The sequence below is a fragment of the Stutzerimonas zhaodongensis genome, assembly GCF_003696365.1.
Lineage (GTDB): Bacteria > Pseudomonadota > Gammaproteobacteria > Pseudomonadales > Pseudomonadaceae > Stutzerimonas > Stutzerimonas zhaodongensis.
Window position 1 is genome coordinate 239,848 of sequence record NZ_RFFM01000001.1, and the last position, 18,897, is coordinate 258,744.

General features: G+C 60.2%; 18 protein-coding genes and 1 tRNA gene. 7 read left to right on the top strand and 12 right to left on the bottom strand.

Annotated features, from left to right (window positions below; translation table 11 throughout):
• Positions 1-74: 74 nt before the first annotated feature.
• The 8 genes from EA797_RS01070 to panM form a co-directional block, all read right to left on the bottom strand.
• Positions 75-836, bottom strand: a complete 762-nt coding sequence (locus tag EA797_RS01070; RefSeq protein WP_122164637.1) for a substrate-binding periplasmic protein — start codon at positions 834-836, stop codon at positions 75-77.
• 193 nt (positions 837-1,029) lie between these two features.
• Positions 1,030-3,162, bottom strand: coding sequence for a TonB-dependent receptor (locus EA797_RS01075; protein ID WP_122163350.1), 2,133 nt, complete (start codon positions 3,160-3,162; stop codon positions 1,030-1,032).
• A gap of 132 nt (positions 3,163-3,294) precedes the next feature.
• Positions 3,295-3,774, bottom strand: coding sequence for a thermonuclease family protein (locus EA797_RS01080; protein ID WP_122163351.1), 480 nt, complete (start codon positions 3,772-3,774; stop codon positions 3,295-3,297).
• 241 nt (positions 3,775-4,015) lie between these two features.
• Positions 4,016-4,091, bottom strand: a tRNA-Phe gene (locus EA797_RS01085).
• Positions 4,092-4,219: 128 nt separating this feature from the next.
• The gene (locus EA797_RS01090; RefSeq protein WP_122163352.1) at positions 4,220-4,492 is read right to left on the bottom strand and encodes an oxidative damage protection protein; all 273 of its coding nucleotides are present in this window, start codon (positions 4,490-4,492) and stop codon (positions 4,220-4,222) included.
• The gene (gene mutY / locus EA797_RS01095; protein ID WP_122164638.1) at positions 4,489-5,556 is read right to left on the bottom strand and encodes an A/G-specific adenine glycosylase; all 1,068 of its coding nucleotides are present in this window, start codon (positions 5,554-5,556) and stop codon (positions 4,489-4,491) included. The genes EA797_RS01090 and mutY overlap by 4 nt, the downstream gene beginning before the upstream one ends.
• An 11-nt stretch (positions 5,557-5,567) precedes the next feature.
• Positions 5,568-7,793, bottom strand: coding sequence for an AsmA family protein (locus EA797_RS01100; RefSeq protein ID WP_122163353.1), 2,226 nt, complete (start codon positions 7,791-7,793; stop codon positions 5,568-5,570).
• Between the two features lie 154 nt (positions 7,794-7,947).
• Positions 7,948-8,346, bottom strand: a complete 399-nt coding sequence (gene panM / locus EA797_RS01105; RefSeq protein ID WP_122163354.1) for an aspartate 1-decarboxylase autocleavage activator PanM — start codon at positions 8,344-8,346, stop codon at positions 7,948-7,950.
• A 272-nt stretch (positions 8,347-8,618) separates the two neighbouring features.
• Here panM and hisB point away from each other — a divergent pair, with 272 nt between their 5' ends.
• From hisB to EA797_RS01140, 7 genes are all read left to right on the top strand, one after another.
• A complete protein-coding gene (gene hisB, locus EA797_RS01110; protein ID WP_122163355.1) occupies positions 8,619-9,212 on the top strand; it encodes an imidazoleglycerol-phosphate dehydratase HisB in 594 nt (197 codons plus the stop codon).
• Positions 9,212-9,850, top strand: a complete 639-nt coding sequence (gene hisH, locus EA797_RS01115; protein ID WP_122163356.1) for an imidazole glycerol phosphate synthase subunit HisH — start codon at positions 9,212-9,214, stop codon at positions 9,848-9,850. Before hisB ends, hisH begins: the two co-directional genes overlap by 1 nt.
• Positions 9,850-10,110, top strand: coding sequence for a DUF2164 domain-containing protein (locus EA797_RS01120; protein WP_122163357.1), 261 nt, complete (start codon positions 9,850-9,852; stop codon positions 10,108-10,110). Before hisH ends, EA797_RS01120 begins: the two co-directional genes overlap by 1 nt.
• A 33-nt stretch (positions 10,111-10,143) precedes the next feature.
• Entirely contained in the window at positions 10,144-10,887 is a 744-nt protein-coding gene (gene hisA / locus EA797_RS01125; protein WP_122163358.1) for a 1-(5-phosphoribosyl)-5-[(5-phosphoribosylamino)methylideneamino]imidazole-4-carboxamide isomerase, read from the top strand.
• 93 nt (positions 10,888-10,980) lie between these two features.
• Positions 10,981-11,751, top strand: coding sequence for an imidazole glycerol phosphate synthase subunit HisF (hisF, locus tag EA797_RS01130; RefSeq protein ID WP_122163359.1), 771 nt, complete (start codon positions 10,981-10,983; stop codon positions 11,749-11,751).
• 72 nt (positions 11,752-11,823) lie between these two features.
• Positions 11,824-12,570 carry a substrate-binding periplasmic protein gene (locus EA797_RS01135; protein ID WP_122163360.1) on the top strand — a complete coding sequence of 249 codons (747 nt, stop codon included), beginning with the start codon at positions 11,824-11,826 and terminating at the stop codon, positions 12,568-12,570.
• A 287-nt stretch (positions 12,571-12,857) separates the two neighbouring features.
• Positions 12,858-13,604, top strand: a complete 747-nt coding sequence (locus EA797_RS01140; RefSeq protein ID WP_122163361.1) for a substrate-binding periplasmic protein — start codon at positions 12,858-12,860, stop codon at positions 13,602-13,604.
• 9 nt (positions 13,605-13,613) lie between these two features.
• Here the strand turns inward: EA797_RS01140 and EA797_RS01145 are convergent, their stop codons facing one another.
• The 4 genes from EA797_RS01145 to gpmI form a co-directional block, all read right to left on the bottom strand.
• Positions 13,614-14,426 (bottom strand): divergent polysaccharide deacetylase family protein, encoded by an 813-nt coding sequence (locus EA797_RS01145; RefSeq protein WP_122163362.1) that lies wholly within the window; start codon positions 14,424-14,426, stop codon positions 13,614-13,616.
• Between the two features lie 2 nt (positions 14,427-14,428).
• Positions 14,429-15,766, bottom strand: coding sequence for a S41 family peptidase (locus EA797_RS01150; RefSeq protein WP_122163363.1), 1,338 nt, complete (start codon positions 15,764-15,766; stop codon positions 14,429-14,431).
• Between the two features lie 40 nt (positions 15,767-15,806).
• A complete protein-coding gene (locus EA797_RS01155) occupies positions 15,807-17,072 on the bottom strand; it encodes a murein hydrolase activator EnvC family protein (RefSeq protein WP_122163364.1) in 1,266 nt (421 codons plus the stop codon).
• A gap of 155 nt (positions 17,073-17,227) precedes the next feature.
• Positions 17,228-18,763, bottom strand: coding sequence for a 2,3-bisphosphoglycerate-independent phosphoglycerate mutase (gene gpmI / locus EA797_RS01160; RefSeq protein WP_122163365.1), 1,536 nt, complete (start codon positions 18,761-18,763; stop codon positions 17,228-17,230).
• Positions 18,764-18,897: the final 134 nt, after the last annotated feature.

Below are 18,897 nucleotides of genomic sequence, written 5' to 3' on the forward strand. Positions count from 1 at the left end.
TTACTCCCCAGAATTGTCATCGATGTTCGGGTTGAAGGCCCGGTACGCCCCTCCAGCTCGCGGAAAGTTCGTGCTCAGTAGGCTGCTTCGAGCTGATGACGACGCAGGATCGCCGGCACTGTACCGTCGGCAATGGCCTGGTCCATCGCCTGCTGGAATGCCTCGAACTGTGCCTCGCTCACGGTCTTGCGGGACAGCCCTATGCCATAGGTGATAGGGCCCATTTCACCTGCTTCCCGAAGGCCCGCGATGCCTTCCTCGTCGATCAGATGCCAGGCGACGTCCTGGTTGAGCACGGCCAACCCTTCCTTGCCGAACCGGCCGGAGTGCAGCATGCGCAACAGGCGACGATTGTCAGCCGTCAGGTGCAGGCGTACGTCGGGCACCGACTTGAGGCGTTCGGACAGTATGTAGGACGTTCCGGATGGGCCGTACACGCCAATCAGTCGGCCAGCGAGGTCGCTCGGTTTGTTGAAGACAAAGGTGCTGTCGGTTCGAGCGAAGACGCTGTAGCGCGTAGTGACCAGCATTCGGCTGATGTGGAAGATTTCTTCGCGCTGCGGAGAACGGACAAGGGTGAAGATGCCATCGGCGAGGCCCTGCTCTGCCATTTGCAGGGACCGACGCCACGGATACAGCGTAATCGTGCAGGGTTGATGCAGGCGCGCGCAAATCGCCTGCACCACTTCCACCAATGGGCCGCCCGCGCTGACGCCGGCACTCGGCGTGGTATCAAAGGTGGGATCGGCGGGGTAGGTGAAGGGTGGAAAATCCTCGGTTACGAAATGCCACTGTTGCGCATTGGCCTGAGCGGCAGCAGAGATCAATCCGATCATCAGGATGGTAGTTACCCACTGCACTGCTTGGCTCCTTGGGTGTTGGCTGCATTCCATGGCGACATGACGCAGCCAGACGCTGCCCGATGCGGCTTCGTCTAGCTGCTACCAGCCTAGCCCAGAATTAAGTCAGAGCGGCTAAAACTATCCGAGACTTAAGATGCCGTACCCTGGATCGCGGCTGCAGTATCGATCAGAAACTCACCTGATATCCCAGCATCAGCGTGCGTCCTCGACCGTTGAATACCCGGCCGTCTCGCGTGAGTTTCGTTCCGGTGTTGGCGGCTTGCGAGTAATAGGTCAGGTAGTCCTTGTTCATCAAGTTCTCGATCCCAACGCTCACTTCGCCAACTGGCAGGCGATAACCCACAAAAGCATCCACCAGCGTATAGCCATCGAACTCCAGACCGGGGGTGTCGAAATCCCGGCTGGCATAATGATTGGCCTGCAGCAGACTGTGCAGGTTATCGCTCCAGTTCGCCTGCCAGCTGACACCGTAGCGATCCGGCGAGATGTTCGCGCCGTTCAAGTCGGTATCCACCTTGCCGTCGCCGTCTGTGTCGGAGCGGCCATTGACCTGCGCATACATCAGCTTCAACCGGTGCATGTCATTAACTTTCCAGCCGCCGGTGAACTCCACCCCATCGATCTCCGTGCGTTCACGGCGGATCTGGTAAACGCCGCCCACGCTGTCCAGGCGCGATCCCAGATCAGCATCGGACTCGTAATAGCTGATCTCCGCATCGAATGGGCCATGGTTCAGACGAAAACCGATCTCCCGGTTCTCGGTGACCACTGGCTGCAAGTCCAGGAAGTTGTCGACACTAGTACCGGGCGTCCCGATGCCCCGCAGTACGCGGCCCACATCAGGCATGCCGAACCCTTCGGAGTAATTGGCGAACAGTTGTATCCAGTCGGTCATCTGCCAGACTAGTCCGGCGTTGTAGAGCGTTTCTTCGAAGTTTGGGTTGCCACCCTCGACGTCGACACCGCCTAGCGCAGGATTGGTCGAGGCGATGGTCCTGAAGCCGTCAACGTTCAAATCGGCGAACTCGTGTCGTGCGCCGACGAAGAGCGTCAGGTCCTCAAGCGCGCGGATTTCGGCCTGGAGAAAAGGCGCATAGTTTCGGAACACGGTTTCCGGCACCCACTCGCGGTCAGTGAGGATCAACTGTTGGCTGGTTGTGTCCTGCAACACGTCGAGACCGCCGGTCAGCATCAGACGGTCATTGAACATGCCGTCACGGCTGAGGGTCAGCTTGCCACCTATCTTGTCCGACTCGTTCTGCGATTGATCGAACAACGTGCCGACTGGTGCAATGCCCGCATCCTGAAATGTCCCGTTATTGCCGCCACCGAATCGCCCGCGGAAGCGCTGAGTGTAGAGCTGCAGCCCCAGCTCGTTGCCGTACAGGTCTGCGTGTTTGTAGGACAGGCTCGTCGCCAACACTTCGTTTTGGGGCGCTTTGCCCAGTGGGTCGCCTTTGCGTGAGGTCGCCGGGATGTCGGCATCCGCATCGCCGGGTACGTTGACGTATTCGTGCTCGCCCTCGACCTGGTAACGATTGACCATCAGACCGATGTTCTGATTGTCGTCCAGCCAGTAACCGAGCTTGAGCAGCAGATCAGTGCTGGTTGAGTCCATGACATCGCCCTGGGTGTCATCGACACCGATCAGGTTGCCCTTGGCGTCATAGAACATGCCCTGAGTCTGCCAGCTGGTGCCGACCAGGTAGTCGAAGTTGCCTTGAGTACCTTCGACTCTGTAGTCCAGCTTGTAGCCAAGCCCTTCGGACTCGTAATCGGTGGGAGCGGTGAAGCTAATCCCAGCGTGCTGACGCAGCGTCCCGCTTTCTGGACGGCGGGTGACGTAATTGATGATGCCGCCCGTGGCACCCAAGCCGTGCTCGGCACTGGCGCCATGGATCACCTCGATGCGCTCGACCATCGACAGATCAATCACGTACCCGTCGCGCTGGCTATCTCGCAAAGGCGTGGATTGTGGCACGCCATCGATGAGAATCAGCGCGGAACGACCGCGAAAGGTCTCACCTGCACTGCTCATCTTCTGCCGGCTTGGCGAGTAGGACGGGATCAGATTGCTCAGCACCGCACCGTGATCTGAAGTGATCGACAGTTGCTGTTCGATCTGCTCACGACTGATCACTGTGATCTTCTGCGGTGTTTTGCCCGCTTCGCTTCTGGCTCGTGTCGCACTGATGGTAACGGCTTCAAGTTCGGTCGCTTCATCAGCCTGGGTCGGCATGGAGGTAAGCGAGAGGGTAGCGAGGGATACGGAAAGGCACAGACAGGTTTTGCGAAACACGCGAGGCTCCCAGTGTTGGACTTTTTTGTGGGAGCGAGAAAGTAAACTAAATGAAAATTACTTTCATTAAGATTTTGCTACGGGCTCCCGTTCACTGGCCAACACCGCTGGCTGCGAACGGATAGGAGTCGCCTAGCGGCTGCCGCGTTGCTGCTGACGCCACTCCCACGGTGGTTGCTGATCGGCTTTGGGTAATGACCACAAGCCACGACCAAGCTCGCGTGCTACTGCTTCCATATTGAGAAGGGTGCGATCGTCCAAATGGCCGCGATTGGCCCATGCGCATCCGGTCCGCACCAGCTCTGAATTGATGTCGCGGTCGCCAAGCTTGACCTGCGCCAATGTCCGTCCACGGCCGTCGCGGCCCTTTATTGTCAAGGTCACCGTTTTGCCGAAAATGTTGCTGGCAAGTGCCTGTCTCGCCTGGCTGCCATAGGGCTGCCGAAGTTCGGGGCTATCGATCTCCGCTAATCTGACCCGGATTTGCTCACCTGTAGCACCAACGCAGCTGAAGCTGTCGCCGTCTGCGATACCGGTCACCCGACAGTCGAGCGACTCGGCAGATGCAGGAAGGGTAAAGATGAGCAAGAAGGTGGCTAGAGCGCGCAACATGAAGGCTTCCATGCAGAATCTGGGCGGCGAGATTAACAGGCTGTTTAGCCGCCGAACCGGCGCCAGGTCTCATGGGTAAAGCCGGATTTGCCCTGTAATAGCAAACCGTGAACTGATATGGGCGCCTAGGCGCGGGATCTGCCAGCTCATCCAAGGGAAGAAACCGCGAACAACAAAAAGCCCGCACTGGGCGGGCTTCTTGTGCTTTCGGGTGGTTTTCGCACCACCTGAAATTAATAGATGGTGCCCAGGGACGGAATCGAACCGCCGACACGGGGATTTTCAATCCCCTGCTCTACCGACTGAGCTACCTGGGCAACGGGGCGCTATTAGACGGATTTGGCTTTTGCCTGTCAAGCGCGCTCAGGAAAATATTTAGCCAGAACGGGCGTTTAGCGTAATCGAAGCCGTCAGGGCGGCCGGAGCAGCACCGCCAGCCCATCATTTACTCGCTTGGCGGAACGTAGCCTTCAGCCTGTGCGTACTCCTCGCCGGAGAGGAACTTGTCCATCTCTGTCTGGAGGAATTTGCGATCTTCGGCATTCATCATGTTCAACCGCCGCTCGTTGATCAGCATGGTCTGGTGCTTTTGCCAGTCGTCCCAGGCTCTCTTCGATACGTTGTTGTAGATGTCCTCACCCTTGGCTCCCGGATATGGCGGGCGCTCCAGGCCAGGAAGTTCTTCTTTGTACTTGCGGCAATTCACGGTGCGGGTCATGGCATCTCTCCTGCGTTCAATTCGGCAGCGGCGCGCTTGAGCAGCGTCTTCACCGGGGCGGCGAGCCCCAGTCGCGGCGGGGTGGCGAGGTTATACCAGAGCCAGTCAGCCTCGGCCACGACCCCGGCGGGGGTCCGCACTCTGATGAGCCAGGGCTCGATGGCGAGCTGGAAGTGACTGAAGGTGTGGGTCAGGCCGGGCAGCTCACGACGATCCTGCATCTGCAGAGAATGGCGCTGGGCGAGGATATCCAGCGCCGCAAGATCTTCTAGTTCCGGAAGGCTCCAGAGGCCGCCCCATAGCCCCGTCGAAGGGCGGCGATAGAGCAGGATTGCGCCCTCCGGGTTAGCCAGCAGCGGCATCAGGGTGCGCTTCTGTGGCAGCGCTTTGCGGGGTTTCGGCACGGGGAATTCCGTTTCGCGACCCAGCAGATGAGCACGACAGCCCGAGCGCAACGGACAGAGCAGGCAGGTGGGCTTGCTGCGGGTGCAGAGCGTGGCGCCCAGGTCCATCATCGCCTGGGTGTAATGATTGACGCGTTGCTGCGGCGTGAAGCGCTCGGCAGCTTCCCACAATTGCTTGGCCACCTTCGGCTCGCCGGGATAACCCTGCTGTGCCACATAGCGCGCAAGGACGCGCTTCACGTTGCCATCGAGGATCGGCGCGCGCAGGCCCATGCTCAGGCTGGCAATGGCCCCCGCGGTGGAGCGACCAATTCCGGGAAGCTCGGCGAGCTGCTCGACGCAACGTGGAAACTCGCCGCCGTGGTCGGCAACTATCCGTTTGGCGGTCTTGTGCAGATTGCGGGCGCGGCTGTAGTAGCCGAGGCCGGTCCAAAGGTGCAGCACCTCGTCCTCGTCGGCACTGGCCAGGGCTTCCACGGTGGGAAGTGCTTCCATGAACCGGTCAAAGTATCCGAGAACTGTGCTGACCTGCGTCTGCTGCAGCATGATCTCCGACACCCAGACCCGGTACGGAGTAATGCGCTGCTGCCACGGCAGATCCTTGCGACCGTGACGGTCATACCAGTCCAGCACGGCAGCCCCGAACTGCTCGGGGCTCATGGGCTCGGCGATCATCGATTGAACAAGCCTTTGAGGGCGTCCTTGAGTTCGGGGCTGACCTTGTCTCCGAGCTTCTCTTCGATGGTCTTGTTGAGCTTTTCACCGGCCAGCCTGGCGGCGATCTTGCCGAGGCGGTCGTTATCGAAGCGGCATGCCTTCGCACCCAGCTCCAACGGACCGCGACAGCGCAGCGGCCATTCGATGCCGACGTAACGCTCATTGACCTCGCAGGCCGGGTCGGGCATTTCACCCTTGTCGCCCTCGACCAAGATGCCGACGCGATAATCCATGCCCAAAACGCGCAGATCGACGTCGCCTTCGCCGTTGACGGTAAGGCCCGGAATACTCGCTTTCAGGTCCGGGTTACTGGCGACGCCGTTACGCAGGGTCAGGTTGCCTTTGAGTTCGCGGAAAGGTGTGTCCTTGCCACGCGGCTCGCTGGCCAGCGGTTTGCGGTTGAGCGTCGAAATGGCCCGGCATAGCTGCTGCTCAAGGTTTGCATCGACGAGGATGCCATTGTCGATGATGAAGCCGATCTTGCCGTTGAGGTTGTCGATCCAGGCCTTCTGGCTGTTGCCCCGAGTCTGGATGTCGCTGTCCAGATTAATCAGGCCCTTGATTACTTCCTTTTCGCCCTGGCTTCGCATCAGGCGCTCAACCGGGACGCGCACCAGGCGCGTCTGTGCCGTCATCAACGGTGCCTCTGGGCGCACGTCAACGCTCGCTGAAGCTTCGAGGCGCCCGTTATAGAGGCCACTGCGCAGCTCTTCTAGGGTCAGCAGCCCACCTGCGGTGCGTGCCCTAAGGGCGAAGTTTTCGAGTGGCAGCTGAATGGCTGTAAAGCTGCCGATGTCCAGCTTGATGCGGGTGTCCAGGATGCGCAGGGTGCTGATCGGAAGGACCGATTCTTCGCTCCAGGCGTGCTGGGTCGGCTTATCTGGCAGAGGTGTGGTGCCGCTACCGATCACGGCAGCTTCAGTGGCGTCGACCTCGGATCGGCGCGCGGCCCCGGCGGCGTTTTCCTTTTCCGGCGGCGGCAGATAGCGGTCAAGATTCAGCCGATCGCCCTTGAGATCCACTCGCAGTGCCTGCTTGGCGAAATCGCTGACACCGACGTTTCCGGTAAAGGTGCTGCCATCCAGTTTCAGATTGAGTTCTTCGAAGGTCAGGCTCGTCGCGGTACCGGCAAGGCGGGTGACCAGCTCGGCCTTGGTCAGGGCGGTGCTGTCAGCCATGGGCGGTAGTTGCTGCCCGGCGCTGTCGAGGAATTCACGCAGATTGAATTCGGCGATGGACAGGGTGCCAGCGACTTTCGGCTGATTCTGCAGGTTACGCAGCTTCAGCTCACCAAGGCCGCGCAATTGGTTGGCGGTGAATTTCAGGCTTGTCCATTCGGCAACGTCGGCGGCCAGGTCAGCCAGCAGTTGTCCCTGCGCGCTGAAGGAAAGAGTCTTGCCCTGCAGCGGCTCACCGGACGCTTCGCCACTCAGGCGCAGGTCCTCGAGTTGGTAGCGCTGCAGTTTGGTATCGAAACGCAGCGCCCCCTGTAGCTCGGTACGGGCACGCATCACAGGTTTGTTGCTGCCAAAAAAGGCGTTGAGCTTGAGCGGGATCGACGTGGCTTCGCGGATGGCGCCCGTGGTCAGCTCGATGCCCTCGGCGCTGAATTGCTGGCCGGTTTTTGCGTCGTGGTAGGTGACGCGCGCATCGCTGACGGTCAGGCTGTCGATATCGAGCTGCAGAGGGCGTCTGGGTTTCTCGGCTGCCTGCTCATCGGCTGGCGTCTGGGTCTGATCCGCTGACTGCGACTGCTCGGGCTGCGCTTCATTGGTCTCCGGCTGGCCGACACCTTCCCAATTGCCTTTACCGTTCTCGTCACGTGCCAGCATCAGGTTGAGGCCGTTGAGCGTTATGTCGCTCATTTGCACCTCACGATTGAGCAGCGGCATGACGCGAACAGACAGGCCCAGCATGCGTAGATCGGCGAAAGGCTGCTGCGGTGTGCGCACGCTGGCCAGGGTGGTGTCGTGGAGTTCCAGGCCAAGCCAGGGGAACAGGCTCCAGCCGATGTCGCCGGCAATATTGAGTTCAAGGCCGGCCTTGTCGCGGGCCAGGGCGCGAATCTCGTCCTTGTAGTCGTTGGGGTCGAACAGATGGGTCAGGGCAAAGCCCAGTGCGACGATGAGCAGCAGCAACCCGAGGATTACCAGGCCCAGGATTTTGCCGAGCGCTTTCATGAACAGGTCCTTTGTGTTTGGCGTTTTCAAAGGCAGCGAGTATAGCGCCCCAAGCAGGTGGCTTTAGTCGCAGCGCATGTTGGAGTGGTTGCCTGCGCCCGGGTTCCGGGATGACCGGCAGCGCTGACCTATCCGGCGTGTTGAGACGGCGGCCCTAGAGTGAATCGAGCGGTAGATGCGTCCGGGCCGCCAGCGCCTGTGCTTCGAGGTGATCGCGTGGCGCGGCAAGATGCAGCTCCTTCCCGGCTTCGCCAGCCAGACGCAGGCTCTCCTCGAGAATGCGCTTGCCGACGCCGCGACGGCGGGTGATTTTGCGCACGCACAGATGTGAAAGGCGCCAATGCGGTTCACCCCGTTGCAGAAGCCCTGCGCCCAGCAGGCGATCATTGAAGCGCCCGGCGATCAGGCTGTGATCGGCCAGTCCCGCCTCGATCAACGCTGCTGCATCGGCGTGCGGTGCCAATAGCCATGCCGGGGCATCGGCGAATATCTTCGCCAGATCGATTCGATCCTGCTGGCTTGGGTCGGTTACGGTTTCGACGAATACGGGCATGCTGACCTGGCGTGCTGGGTGGTAATGGTTCAAGCATAACCGTGCAGGCGTGCATGCGCACGGTAGGCCAAAGGCCGCTGTATCAGCGGTAGCCGGTGGCGCTCGGACTGCGGCGGGGAAGCCGCTGGTCTGCACGACAAATGCAGCGAGGGCGGCGACACGCTCGGATCCTCGGGCGTACGGCGCAGGTTCGAGCATGCTCCGCGTATCCCGACCTGCGGGTTTGGCCTATAATGCGGCTCTTTTTCGCCCCACGATCAGCGGAGCTGTTGATGTCCGAACGTACGGCTTACGTAGAGCGCAATACCCTGGAAACCCAGGTGAAGGTCACCATCAACCTGGATGGCACCGGCAAGAGCCGCTTCGCCATTGGTGTGCCTTTTCTTGAGCACATGCTTGACCAGATTGCCCGTCATGGCCTGATCGATCTGGACATCGAATGCCAGGGCGATCTGCATATCGACGATCACCACACTGTGGAGGACGTCGGCATTACCCTCGGTCAGGCCTTTGCCAAGGCCGTTGGCGACAAAAAGGGCATGACCCGCTACGGGCATTCCTACGTGCCACTGGACGAAGCGTTATCGCGTGTCGTGATCGACTTTTCGGGGCGTCCGGGTCTGCAGATGCATGTCCCTTACACCCGCGCCACCGTCGGTGGCTTCGATGTGGATCTGTTCCAGGAATTCTTCCAGGGCTTCGTCAACCACGCCTTGGTTACCCTGCACATCGACAACCTGCGCGGGCACAACACCCATCATCAGATCGAAACCGTATTCAAGGCCTTCGGCCGCGCGCTGCGCATGGCGGTGACGCTGGACGAGCGCATGGCCGGCCAGATGCCCTCGACCAAGGGTTGCCTGTAATGCAGACCGTTGCAGTCATCGATTACGGCATGGGCAACCTGCATTCGGTAGCCAAGGCGCTCGAGCACGTCGGTGCCGGTCGGGTACTGATCACCAGTGACGCGCAGGTCATACGCGAAGCTGATCGTGTAGTGTTCCCAGGCGTAGGTGCGATCCGCGATTGCATGGCCGAGATTCGCCGTTTGGGCTTCGACGAGCTGGTGCGTGAGGTCAGCGTTGATCGACCATTTCTAGGTGTTTGCGTTGGCATGCAGGCACTGATGGAGCGCAGCGAAGAAAACGGCGGCGTCGACTGCATTGGCCTGTTTCCTGGTCAGGTTCGCTTCTTCGGCAAGGATCTGGAGGAAGACGGTGAGCGCCTCAAGGTGCCGCACATGGGTTGGAACCATGTGGAGCAGGCCGTAAGCCATCCGCTTTGGCACAACATTCCCGCTGACGGCCGATTCTACTTCGTGCACAGCTATTACATCGAAGCGGGCAACCCCCGTCAGGTCGTCGGTCGCGGCCATTATGGTCGGGACTTCGCGGCGGCGCTGGCCGATGGCTCGCGCTTCGCGGTGCAGTTCCACCCCGAGAAGAGCCACACCCACGGCCTGCAGTTGCTGCAGAACTTCGCCGCCTGGGATGGCCGGTGGTAATGAGCCGGGCGAAGCTAAAGGCACCCGTCCTGACGCTTGACTCCTCTCAGGAACAGGCCGCGCAGCAGGTCATCAAGCGCTTTCTGGAAGATCGCTTCGAGCTGGAGCTGGGCTCGTTCGAGGCGCAGGAAGTGCTTGATCTTTTCGCTCGCGAAATTGCTCCGCTCTACTACAACAAAGCGATTTTCGACGTGCAGACGCACTTGAAGGAACGGTTCGAGAGCATCGAAAGCGATTTATGGGCACTCGAAAAGAGCTGACCTCATCCAATTTGATTTAGACAGGTTCAAGCCATGCTGATTATTCCCGCGATCGATCTCAAGGACGGCGCCTGCGTGCGTCTGCGTCAGGGGCTGATGGAAGACGCCACGGTGTTTTCCGATGACCCGGTGGCCATGGCCGCCAAGTGGGTCGAGGCTGGCTGCCGTCGTCTGCACCTTGTCGACCTCAACGGCGCATTCGAGGGGCAGCCGGTCAACGGTGAAGTGGTCACCGCCATCGCCAAGCGCTACCCGGAGCTGCCGATCCAGATCGGTGGCGGCATCCGCTCACTGGAAACCATAGAGCATTACGTTCGCGCTGGCGTCAGCTACGTGATCATCGGCACCAAAGCGGTCAAGCAGCCGGAGTTCGTCGGCGAAGCCTGCCGCGCCTTTCCGGGCAAGGTCATCGTTGGCCTGGACGCTAAGGATGGCTTTGTCGCGACCGATGGCTGGGCCGAGGTCAGCAGCGTGCAAGCCGTGGATCTGGCTCGCCGCTTCGAGGCCGATGGCGTCTCGGCAATCGTCTACACCGATATCGCCAAGGACGGCATGATGCAGGGCTGCAACGTCGAGGCGACCGTGGCACTGGCCAATGCCAGCCGCATCCCGGTAATCGCCTCCGGCGGCATCCACAATATTGGCGATATTCAGAAGTTGCTCGACACCAACGCCCGTGGAATCGTCGGCGCCATTACCGGTCGCGCGATCTACGAAGGCACCCTTGATGTCGCCGAGGCCCAGGCGCTCTGCGACCTGAAGTTCAAGGACGAGTGAATCGCTGATACGTGTGGGCTGCAGCAAGGTAGCCCGCTCGATTCGCGCCGATCGGTTTGTGCGCAGCCTCGAGCTGCTTCCGGAGAGAGCCCCATGGCATTGGCCAAACGTATCATCCCCTGCCTCGACGTGGACAATGGCCGCGTGGTCAAGGGCGTCCAGTTCGAGAACATCCGTGACGCCGGTGATCCTGTGGAAATCGCCCGTCGCTACGATGAGCAAGGCGCTGACGAGATCACCTTTCTCGACATCACCGCGAGCGTCGACAACCGCGATACCACCCTGCACACCGTGGAACGCATGGCCAGCCAGGTGTTCATCCCACTGACCGTGGGCGGCGGCGTGCGCAGCGTGCAGGACATCCGCAACCTGCTCAACGCCGGGGCCGACAAGGTGTCGATCAACACCGCTGCGGTTTTCACCCCTGAATTCGTCGGCGAGGCGGCTGATCGGTTCGGCTCGCAATGCATCGTCGTAGCCATCGACGCCAAGCGGGTATCCAAGCCAGGCGAAACCCCGCGCTGGGAAATATTCACCCATGGTGGCCGCAAGCCCACCGGTTTGGATGCCGTGCTCTGGGCACAGAAGATGGAAGCCTTGGGCGCTGGCGAAATACTACTGACCAGCATGGACCAGGACGGCGTGAAAAGCGGCTACGACCTCGGCGTGACGCGCGCCATCAGCGAAGCTGTGAACATCCCGGTGATTGCTTCGGGTGGGGTAGGCAATCTTCAGCATCTGGCTGATGGAATTCTCGAAGGCAAGGCCGATGCGGTACTTGCGGCGAGCATCTTCCACTTCGGCGAATACACCGTGCCAGAAGCCAAGGCATACATGGCCAGCTGCGGCATCGTGATGCGTTGAACATTGATTGCGCAGCAGTACATTCAAGGAAGTAGTCGGGCGGTTTGCGTCCAGTTTCAAGGAGCTCTAGCAATGTTCAAGTCCACGCTTCTGGCCCTGACGACCAGTCTGATGCTCGGAACAGTTACCGCCCAGGCGGCGCCTGAAAGGATCGAGCTGCTCACCGAGAATTTCCCGCCGTACAACATGGCTGTCGACGGGAAGAACTTCGCGCGCGATGAAAATATCCATGGGATCGCCACCGACATCATCCGCGAGATGTTCAAGCGCGCCGGAGTGGATTACTCCCTGACACTGCGCTTTCCGTGGGAGCGAATTTACAAGATGGCCCTCGAAAACCCCGGGTATGGGGTGTTCGTGACCGCGCGGTTGCCAGAGCGCGAAGAATTGTTCAAGTGGGTCGGTCCTATCGGCCCGGATGATTGGGTATTGCTGGCGCGAGGTGACAGCTCCATTGAGGTCAGCAGTCTGGATGATGCCAGGCAGTACCGTATCGGGGCGTACAAGGGTGACGCCATCGGTGAACATCTACTGGCTCAGGGGCTCGAGCCGTCATTGGCGCTTCGCGATCAAGCCAATGTGGAAAAGCTCCAGAATGGCTCCATCGATCTATGGGCAACGGGCGATCCGGCGGGACGCTTCCTGGCCAAACAGGAAGGTATTACGGGCTTCAAGCGGGTCCTGCGCTTCGACAGTGCCGAGCTTTACCTGGCGTTGAACAAGCAGACATCGGACGAAACGCTCAGCAAGTTACAGGATGCCCTCGAGCAAATGCGTGCTGATGGCACTATCGAGACCATCAACGCCCGTTACCTCTGATTCGATCCAGCTGCTTCAAAATCGCGCGAGCCAATTGATCTCAGCCCGCCAGCGCACCGTTTGGGTGCGCGTGCCGCTTCGCGAATCCATGCGCGACGAGCATGAGCAATGCATAGCCATGGATAGATGGCCATTTGGCATATTTTCTTGTGCGATTGGTCTCATTTCCCTTCTGCAATTCATATGCGTGGTTCGCAAGTTGCTAAACCTAGCAAGCGGCACACCTATGGCACTCACGAGAAGTCGCTGACGGTTGCCGCTTGGGTTTTAGCAAGCAGGGGAATGTCATGAAGCGATTGATTGCAGTTGGGCTGCTGATGATGCTGGCCGTATCGACCAGAGCCGCATTGCCTGACGACTACAAGGTGGTATTGCTGACCGAAAATTTCCCGCCCTTCAACATGGCGGCGGACAGCAAGAATTATGCGGCGGACCACAACATCAGCGGCATCAACGCCGACATCGTTCGCGAAATGTTCAAGCGTGCTGGAGTCAGTTACAGCCTGACGCTGCGCTTCCCGTGGGAACGTATCTATAACCAGGTTCTGGAACAGCCGAATCAGGGTCTCTTTTCCACCACTTACACTCCGGAGCGCGAGCCCCTGTTCAAGTGGGTCGGCCCCCTCGCAAGCACTGGCTGGGTGCTGCTGGCCAAGCCCGATAGCACCGTGCGTTTGACCTCGCTTGAGCAAGCAAAGCAGTACCGGGTCGGTGCTTACAAGAACGATGCGGTAAGCCAGCACCTCGAAAGCAAGGGCTTCGAGCCGGTCAATTCACTGCGTGACCAAGAGAACGTCGCCAAGCTGCTCAAGGGCCAGATCGATCTCTGGGCCACGACCGATCCAGTCGGCCCTTATCTGGCCAAGCAGGAAGGAGTGAGCGGCCTGACTACGGTGCTGCGTTTCAATGATGCTCAACTGTTCCTGGCGCTGAACAAGCAGACACCAGATGAGGTTGTGAACAAGCTGCAGAACGCTCTCAACGAGATGAAGAGTGACGGCGCCATCGATGCGATCCTGCGCCGCTACCTATGAGCCCAGTGGTCAGCGATAGATTCCCTTCGCTCCATGGGCGAGCATGGCGCGATTGCTGCGGGTAGCGATCATCTGCCCGATGTCCACCCAGTCGATGCCCTGTTCGCGCAGCTTCGGCAATTCCCTTTCCAGCAGGGCCAGCGTGCTTTGATGCGGGTGCCCAATGATCACGACCGAACCCTGCTTTCGCGCCAGCTGTAGAGCCTGTCGAAACTGCACTGCAACAGCCTCCGGCGACGGGTCATCGTCGAGAAAGATGTCGCGTGAAAGGCTGGCCAGCCCGATCCGTTGGGCGGTCGCGGCGGCGACGGTTCTGGCGTTGGTGCGGCTGTCGAGAAAGAACAAATGGCGCCGCTGCAGCTCGCTCATCAGAGCAACCATGGGCGGTTGCCGGTCGGTCATCTGACTGCCCATATGGTTGTTCACACCGCTGGCGTGCGGCACCTTTTTCAGTGCGCGTTCCAGTCTGTTGGTCAATTCTTCGGGAGGCAGCTGCGGTTGCCAGGCATATGGGCCGCCTGCTGGCGCCATGGGCAGGTGTAGCATGACCGTTTTGCCTGCCGCTTGCGCCCGCTGTGACAGGGCTGTGGCGTATCGGGTGTCCGGCAGGATAGCCATTGCGACAGGGCCGGGTAGCGCCAGAACCCGACCGTCACGCGAGGCGTTCTGGCCCAGATCATCGATCACCAGCGCCAGCTTCGGCATCTGCGAAACAGCAGCCAGGTGCTGTGCCGGGTTCCCGGTATCAGCACCTGTGTCCGGCGCGCCAATCCCCAACAACGGCGCGACTACACCCAATAGCAGAAGCCAGCGCCTGCGCATTGCTACTTGCCGCGGGTAAGGTTCAACCCCTTGAGAAGGTTAAGCGCCTGGCCAAGCTGATAGTCATCATCCTGGGGGCGAGGCGAGTCGCTTGCAATCGGCGCCATGGTCGGGCGTTCCGGGCCACCGTTGCCATTGCCAAGATGCCCGGCAAGATCAGCTTCGCGCACGCCTTCGGCTGCCTGTTCGCGGGTAAGTTTGGCGCGGGTCACGGTGATGTCCGGCTCAATGCCCTGAGCCTGGATCGAGCGACCATTTGGCGTGTAGTAGAGCGCGGTGGTGAGCTTCAACGCTCTGTCGTTGTTCAGCGGCAATACCGTCTGCACCGAACCCTTGCCGAAGCTGTCGGTGCCCATCACAACGCCGCGCTTCTGGTCTTGCAGGGCGCCGGCAACGATTTCAGAGGCAGAGGCGCTGCCACCGTTGATCAGCACTACCAGCTGAACGCCTTCGCTGGCATCGGCCGCGTCGGCATTGAAGCGAAGCTCGGAGTTGGGAATACGCCCTTTGGTGTAAACGATCAAACCGTCAGTGAGGAAATGATCGGAAACTTCGACCGCAGCCTGCAGTACGCCGCCCGGATTGTTGCGCAGGTCGAGTACAAGGCCATTGAGCTTCTTGCCGTTTTCCTTGCGCATTTTTGCCAGCGCCTTACCGACTTCTTCGCCGGTATTTATCTGGAACTGCGTTACGCGCAGATAGCCGTAACCGGGTTCGAGCATCTGGCTCTTGACGCTGGTTACCTTGATCACCGCCCGAGTGAGTTTCACTGAAAAAGGCTTGCCACCCTCACGTACCAGCGACAGTGAAATGTCGCTGCCCGGCTTGCCGCGCATCATTCCCACGGCATCCATCATGGACATGCCCTTGGTGGGCTTGCCGTCGATCTTGACGATAAGGTCACCCGCCTCGATGCCCGCCTTTGACGCTGGCGTGTCGTCGATGGGCGAAACCACCTTGATGAAGCCGTCTTCGATGCCGACTTCGATTCCGAGACCGCCGAACTCGCCGCTGGTGCTTTCCTGCAACTCGGCAAATGCTTCTGGCTCAAGATAGGCCGAGTGGGGGTCGAGGTTGCTCAGCATGCCCTTGATGGCATTTTCCAGCAGCGTCTTGTCGTCCACCGGCTCGACATAAGCCGCCTTGATTCGGTCCAGCACCTCGGCAAAGGTGCGCAGCTCGTCCAGCGGCAGCGGTGCCTTGCGGGCAGCCGGGTCCAGCTGGATCGACTCCGTCGCGATTTCCGGGGGCGGTTGCTGCGCCCAGGCGCTACCGTACATCCCCAGCATGATGGTCAGGGCCAGGGTGGAGGGTTGGGCGAAACGGCGCAGGTGCAGCATGTCTGACTCCAGTTATGAGGGGCGCTTCAGCCGAGCTGGCCTATCCTTGCGCACGACACCATTGTGCCGGATCGCTCGGGCGACCCTGTTGGCGAATGGCGAAATACAGTGCGGCAGCTTCCTGCCCGCCACTGGTTCCTACGGTGGCGATCGGATCGCCGGCCTTGACGATATCACCGGCGTCGCGCAGCAGGCTCTGGTTGTGCCCGTACAGGCTCAGATAGCCATTGCCATGGTCGAGTATTACCAGCAAACCGGCGCCTCGAAGCCAGTCGGCGAATACTACTCGGCCGCCGTGAACAGCGCGTACCTGAGTGCCTACATTGGCACCGATCAACACGCCGTCCCACTTGGTTCGAGCATCACCGCCGCGCGGAGTGCCGTAGCGTGCGACCAATCTTCCATCAACAGGCCAGGGCAGCTTACCTTTGGCGTTGGCGAAGGGGCCGCCGAAATTCCCGCCGGCACTGGAAACTGTGGGGCCTGCCGGTGCTGGTGCCGCGGGCTCGCGTCCGGCCTGTTGCTGGCGTACCTGTTCTGCTCGCGCCAAGGCCAATGCTCGCTGGCGCTCCTGCTCAGCTTCGCGGGCTTGGCGCGCAAGTGTTTCCTCGATGGTCTTGAGAACGCGCTCAAGCTGAGCCTGCTCCTGTTTTCGAGCCTTTAGCTTCTGATCGCGGCTGGATAGATCCTTATCGAGCTTGGCCAGGGCCAGCTGCCGTTCCTTGCGGACTTCGGCCAATTGAGCGCGTCGCGCCTGAAGCCCGTCCTGCTGCTGGGCGAGCTCTTCCTGCTGCGCCTGGATGCCAGCCTCGACATTGGCGAGCTGCGTGAGCGTTTCATTGAAATCTGAGACTTGCTCGAAACGAGCCCTGCTGAGGTAATCGTAGTAGGTCAGGGTGCGGCTGAATTTTTCGGGATTCTGCTGATTGAGCAGCAGTTTAAGGTATTCCTGGCGCCCGCTCTGGTAGGCGGCTCGCGCCTGGATTCCGATCAAGCGCTGCTGTTCGAGTCGAGCCCCTTCCAACGTGGTTTTTTCGTCATTGAGGCGGTCCAGCTCCGACTCGCTGCGGTCGATTTCCTGCTGCAAGGAGTCAACCTGCTTTTCAAGCTGGCCCATCTCGCTTTCGGTGGTCTGCAGCTGTTTCTGGACTGCGGACTTCTCCTGCTCGATCTGTTTGAGCAGTTTCTGAAGCTCGGCGACATCCTTACGTGCAGCTTCGATCTGCTTGCGCGCATCGGTGCGCTCGTCAGCGACTGCAGGGCCGAACAGACAGAACAGCATCAGGATGAGAGGTAAACGGGGCATGGGAGGGCGTAACCGAGAGTTCAACGACGGCCGTAGTATGCCTAAAAAAGCATCGTCAAGCTGCATCCCGTCCCTCGCGAGTGCGAGTTGCGATCACCGGTGCGTCCGTACGGGCGCACCGGCTCTATAGCGTGCAGACCTGACTTTTTAGCCTTTTATTTCAGCTCGACGATGGAGCGTCCGGTCATCTCGACGGGTACTGGCATGCCGAGCATCGTCAGCATGGTCGGAGCCACATCGGCAAGCACGCCACCTTCGCGGATGGTCAGGTTGCGCTTGCCGACATAAATGAATGGCACCGGCTCACAGGTGTGAGCGGTATGAGCCTGCCCGGTCATGGCGTCCTCCATTTGCTCGACGTTGCCATGGTCAGCCGTCACCAGCGCTTCACCGCCGACCTTCTCCAAGGCTTCAACGATTCGGCCTACGCATTTGTCCAGGCATTCAACAGCTTTTACGGCTGCGTCGAATACGCCGGTGTGACCGACCATGTCGCCGTTGGCGTAATTCACGATGATCACGTCGAATCGCTGATTCTCGATGGCATCGACGATGCGATCCGTCACCTCGGGTGCGCTCATTTCCGGCTGCATGTCGTAGGTCGCCACTTGCGGTGACGGAATCAGGATGCGCTCTTCGCCGGCGAAAGGCTCTTCGCGGCCGCCTGAAAAGAAGAAGGTCACATGGGCATATTTTTCAGTCTCGGCGATGCGTAGCTGGGTCTTGCCGTTGTTAGCCAGGTATTCGCCCAGCACATTGGTCAGCGCCTCAGGGGCGTAGGCGCTGGGTGCTGGAATGCTCGCTGCATACTGAGTCAACATGACGAAGCCGGCCAATTGCGGTACACGAGCGCGCTCGAACTCGTTGAAGCCCGGCTCGACGAAACAGCGCGTCAGCTCGCGGGCGCGGTCAGCGCGGAAATTCATGAACACAACTGCGTCGCCGTCTTCCACACGAACCGGTTCGCCGATACTGGTGGCCTTGACGAACTCGTCACTTTCCCCGCGCTCGTAAGCCGCGATGAGGCCGTCCACCGCGTACTCTGCTTGGTGCTCGGCCTTGCCCTCGACGATCAGGCTGTACGCCTGCTCGACGCGGTCCCAGCGGTTGTCGCGGTCCATGGCGAAGTAGCGACCGATCAGGCTGGCGACGCGCCCCTTGCCAAGGCGGGTAAAGGTGGCTTGCATCAGTTCAATGGAGTGCTGTGCGCTCTTGGGCGGGGTGTCGCGACCGTCCAGGAATGCGTGCAGGTAGATCTTCTCGGCGCCGCGCTTTGCGGCCAGTTCAGCCATGGCGACCAGATGATCCTGATGGCTGTGCACACCGCCATCCGAGAGCAGCCCGAGAATATGCACGGCCTTGCCTGCACCGGCGGCCTTGTCCACTGCAGCACAGATGGTGGGGTTCTCGAAGAAGTCGCCATCGCGGATGGACTTGGTCACCCGGGTAAAGTCCTGGTACACCACGCGACCGGCACCAAGATTCATGTGCCCCACCTCGGAGTTGCCCATCTGCCCGTCCGGAAGACCGACGTCCATTCCGCTTCCGGAGATCAGCCCATGCGGCTGGCTGGCCAGAAGCCGGTCAAGAACTGGCTTGTGGGCGGCATGAATGGCATTGAATTCAGGACTGTCACTGTGTCCGAAGCCGTCGAGGATTATCAGTACCAGGGGTTTTGGCGCGGCGGGCATGTGTCTGGCTCCTTGCACGAGGTCGCGAAATAAATGGCGGCCAGTCTAAATGTTGGCCGGTTGGGCGTCACGATTCGCAGGGTTCAGCCTGGTGGGGGGGCTGTGTATACTGGCCCGCATTTTATCCCCCGGGT

What these genes read in the sequence shown, in the direction of transcription:
- hisH (WP_122163356.1), top strand. Translation starts at nt 9,212, where the DNA reads ATGCAGACCGTTGCAGTCATCGATTACGGCATGGGCAACCTGCATTCG.
- hisF (WP_122163359.1), top strand. Translation starts at nt 10,981, where the DNA reads ATGGCATTGGCCAAACGTATCATCCCCTGCCTCGACGTGGACAATGGC.
- EA797_RS01135 (WP_122163360.1), top strand. Translation starts at nt 11,824, where the DNA reads ATGTTCAAGTCCACGCTTCTGGCCCTGACGACCAGTCTGATGCTCGGA.
- EA797_RS01145 (WP_122163362.1), bottom strand. Translation starts at nt 14,426, where the DNA reads ATGCGCAGGCGCTGGCTTCTGCTATTGGGTGTAGTCGCGCCGTTGTTG.
- EA797_RS01140 (WP_122163361.1), top strand. Translation starts at nt 12,858, where the DNA reads ATGAAGCGATTGATTGCAGTTGGGCTGCTGATGATGCTGGCCGTATCG.
- EA797_RS01150 (WP_122163363.1), bottom strand. Translation starts at nt 15,766, where the DNA reads ATGCTGCACCTGCGCCGTTTCGCCCAACCCTCCACCCTGGCCCTGACC.
- hisB (WP_122163355.1), top strand. Translation starts at nt 8,619, where the DNA reads ATGTCCGAACGTACGGCTTACGTAGAGCGCAATACCCTGGAAACCCAG.
- EA797_RS01090 (WP_122163352.1), bottom strand. Translation starts at nt 4,492, where the DNA reads ATGACCCGCACCGTGAATTGCCGCAAGTACAAAGAAGAACTTCCTGGC.
- EA797_RS01120 (WP_122163357.1), top strand. Translation starts at nt 9,850, where the DNA reads ATGAGCCGGGCGAAGCTAAAGGCACCCGTCCTGACGCTTGACTCCTCT.
- mutY (WP_122164638.1), bottom strand. Translation starts at nt 5,556, where the DNA reads ATGAGCCCCGAGCAGTTCGGGGCTGCCGTGCTGGACTGGTATGACCGT.
- hisA (WP_122163358.1), top strand. Translation starts at nt 10,144, where the DNA reads ATGCTGATTATTCCCGCGATCGATCTCAAGGACGGCGCCTGCGTGCGT.
- EA797_RS01070 (WP_122164637.1), bottom strand. Translation starts at nt 836, where the DNA reads ATGATCGGATTGATCTCTGCTGCCGCTCAGGCCAATGCGCAACAGTGG.
- EA797_RS01100 (WP_122163353.1), bottom strand. Translation starts at nt 7,793, where the DNA reads ATGAAAGCGCTCGGCAAAATCCTGGGCCTGGTAATCCTCGGGTTGCTG.
- EA797_RS01080 (WP_122163351.1), bottom strand. Translation starts at nt 3,774, where the DNA reads ATGTTGCGCGCTCTAGCCACCTTCTTGCTCATCTTTACCCTTCCTGCA.
- EA797_RS01155 (WP_122163364.1), bottom strand. Translation starts at nt 17,072, where the DNA reads ATGCCCCGTTTACCTCTCATCCTGATGCTGTTCTGTCTGTTCGGCCCT.
- panM (WP_122163354.1), bottom strand. Translation starts at nt 8,346, where the DNA reads ATGCCCGTATTCGTCGAAACCGTAACCGACCCAAGCCAGCAGGATCGA.
- gpmI (WP_122163365.1), bottom strand. Translation starts at nt 18,763, where the DNA reads ATGCCCGCCGCGCCAAAACCCCTGGTACTGATAATCCTCGACGGCTTC.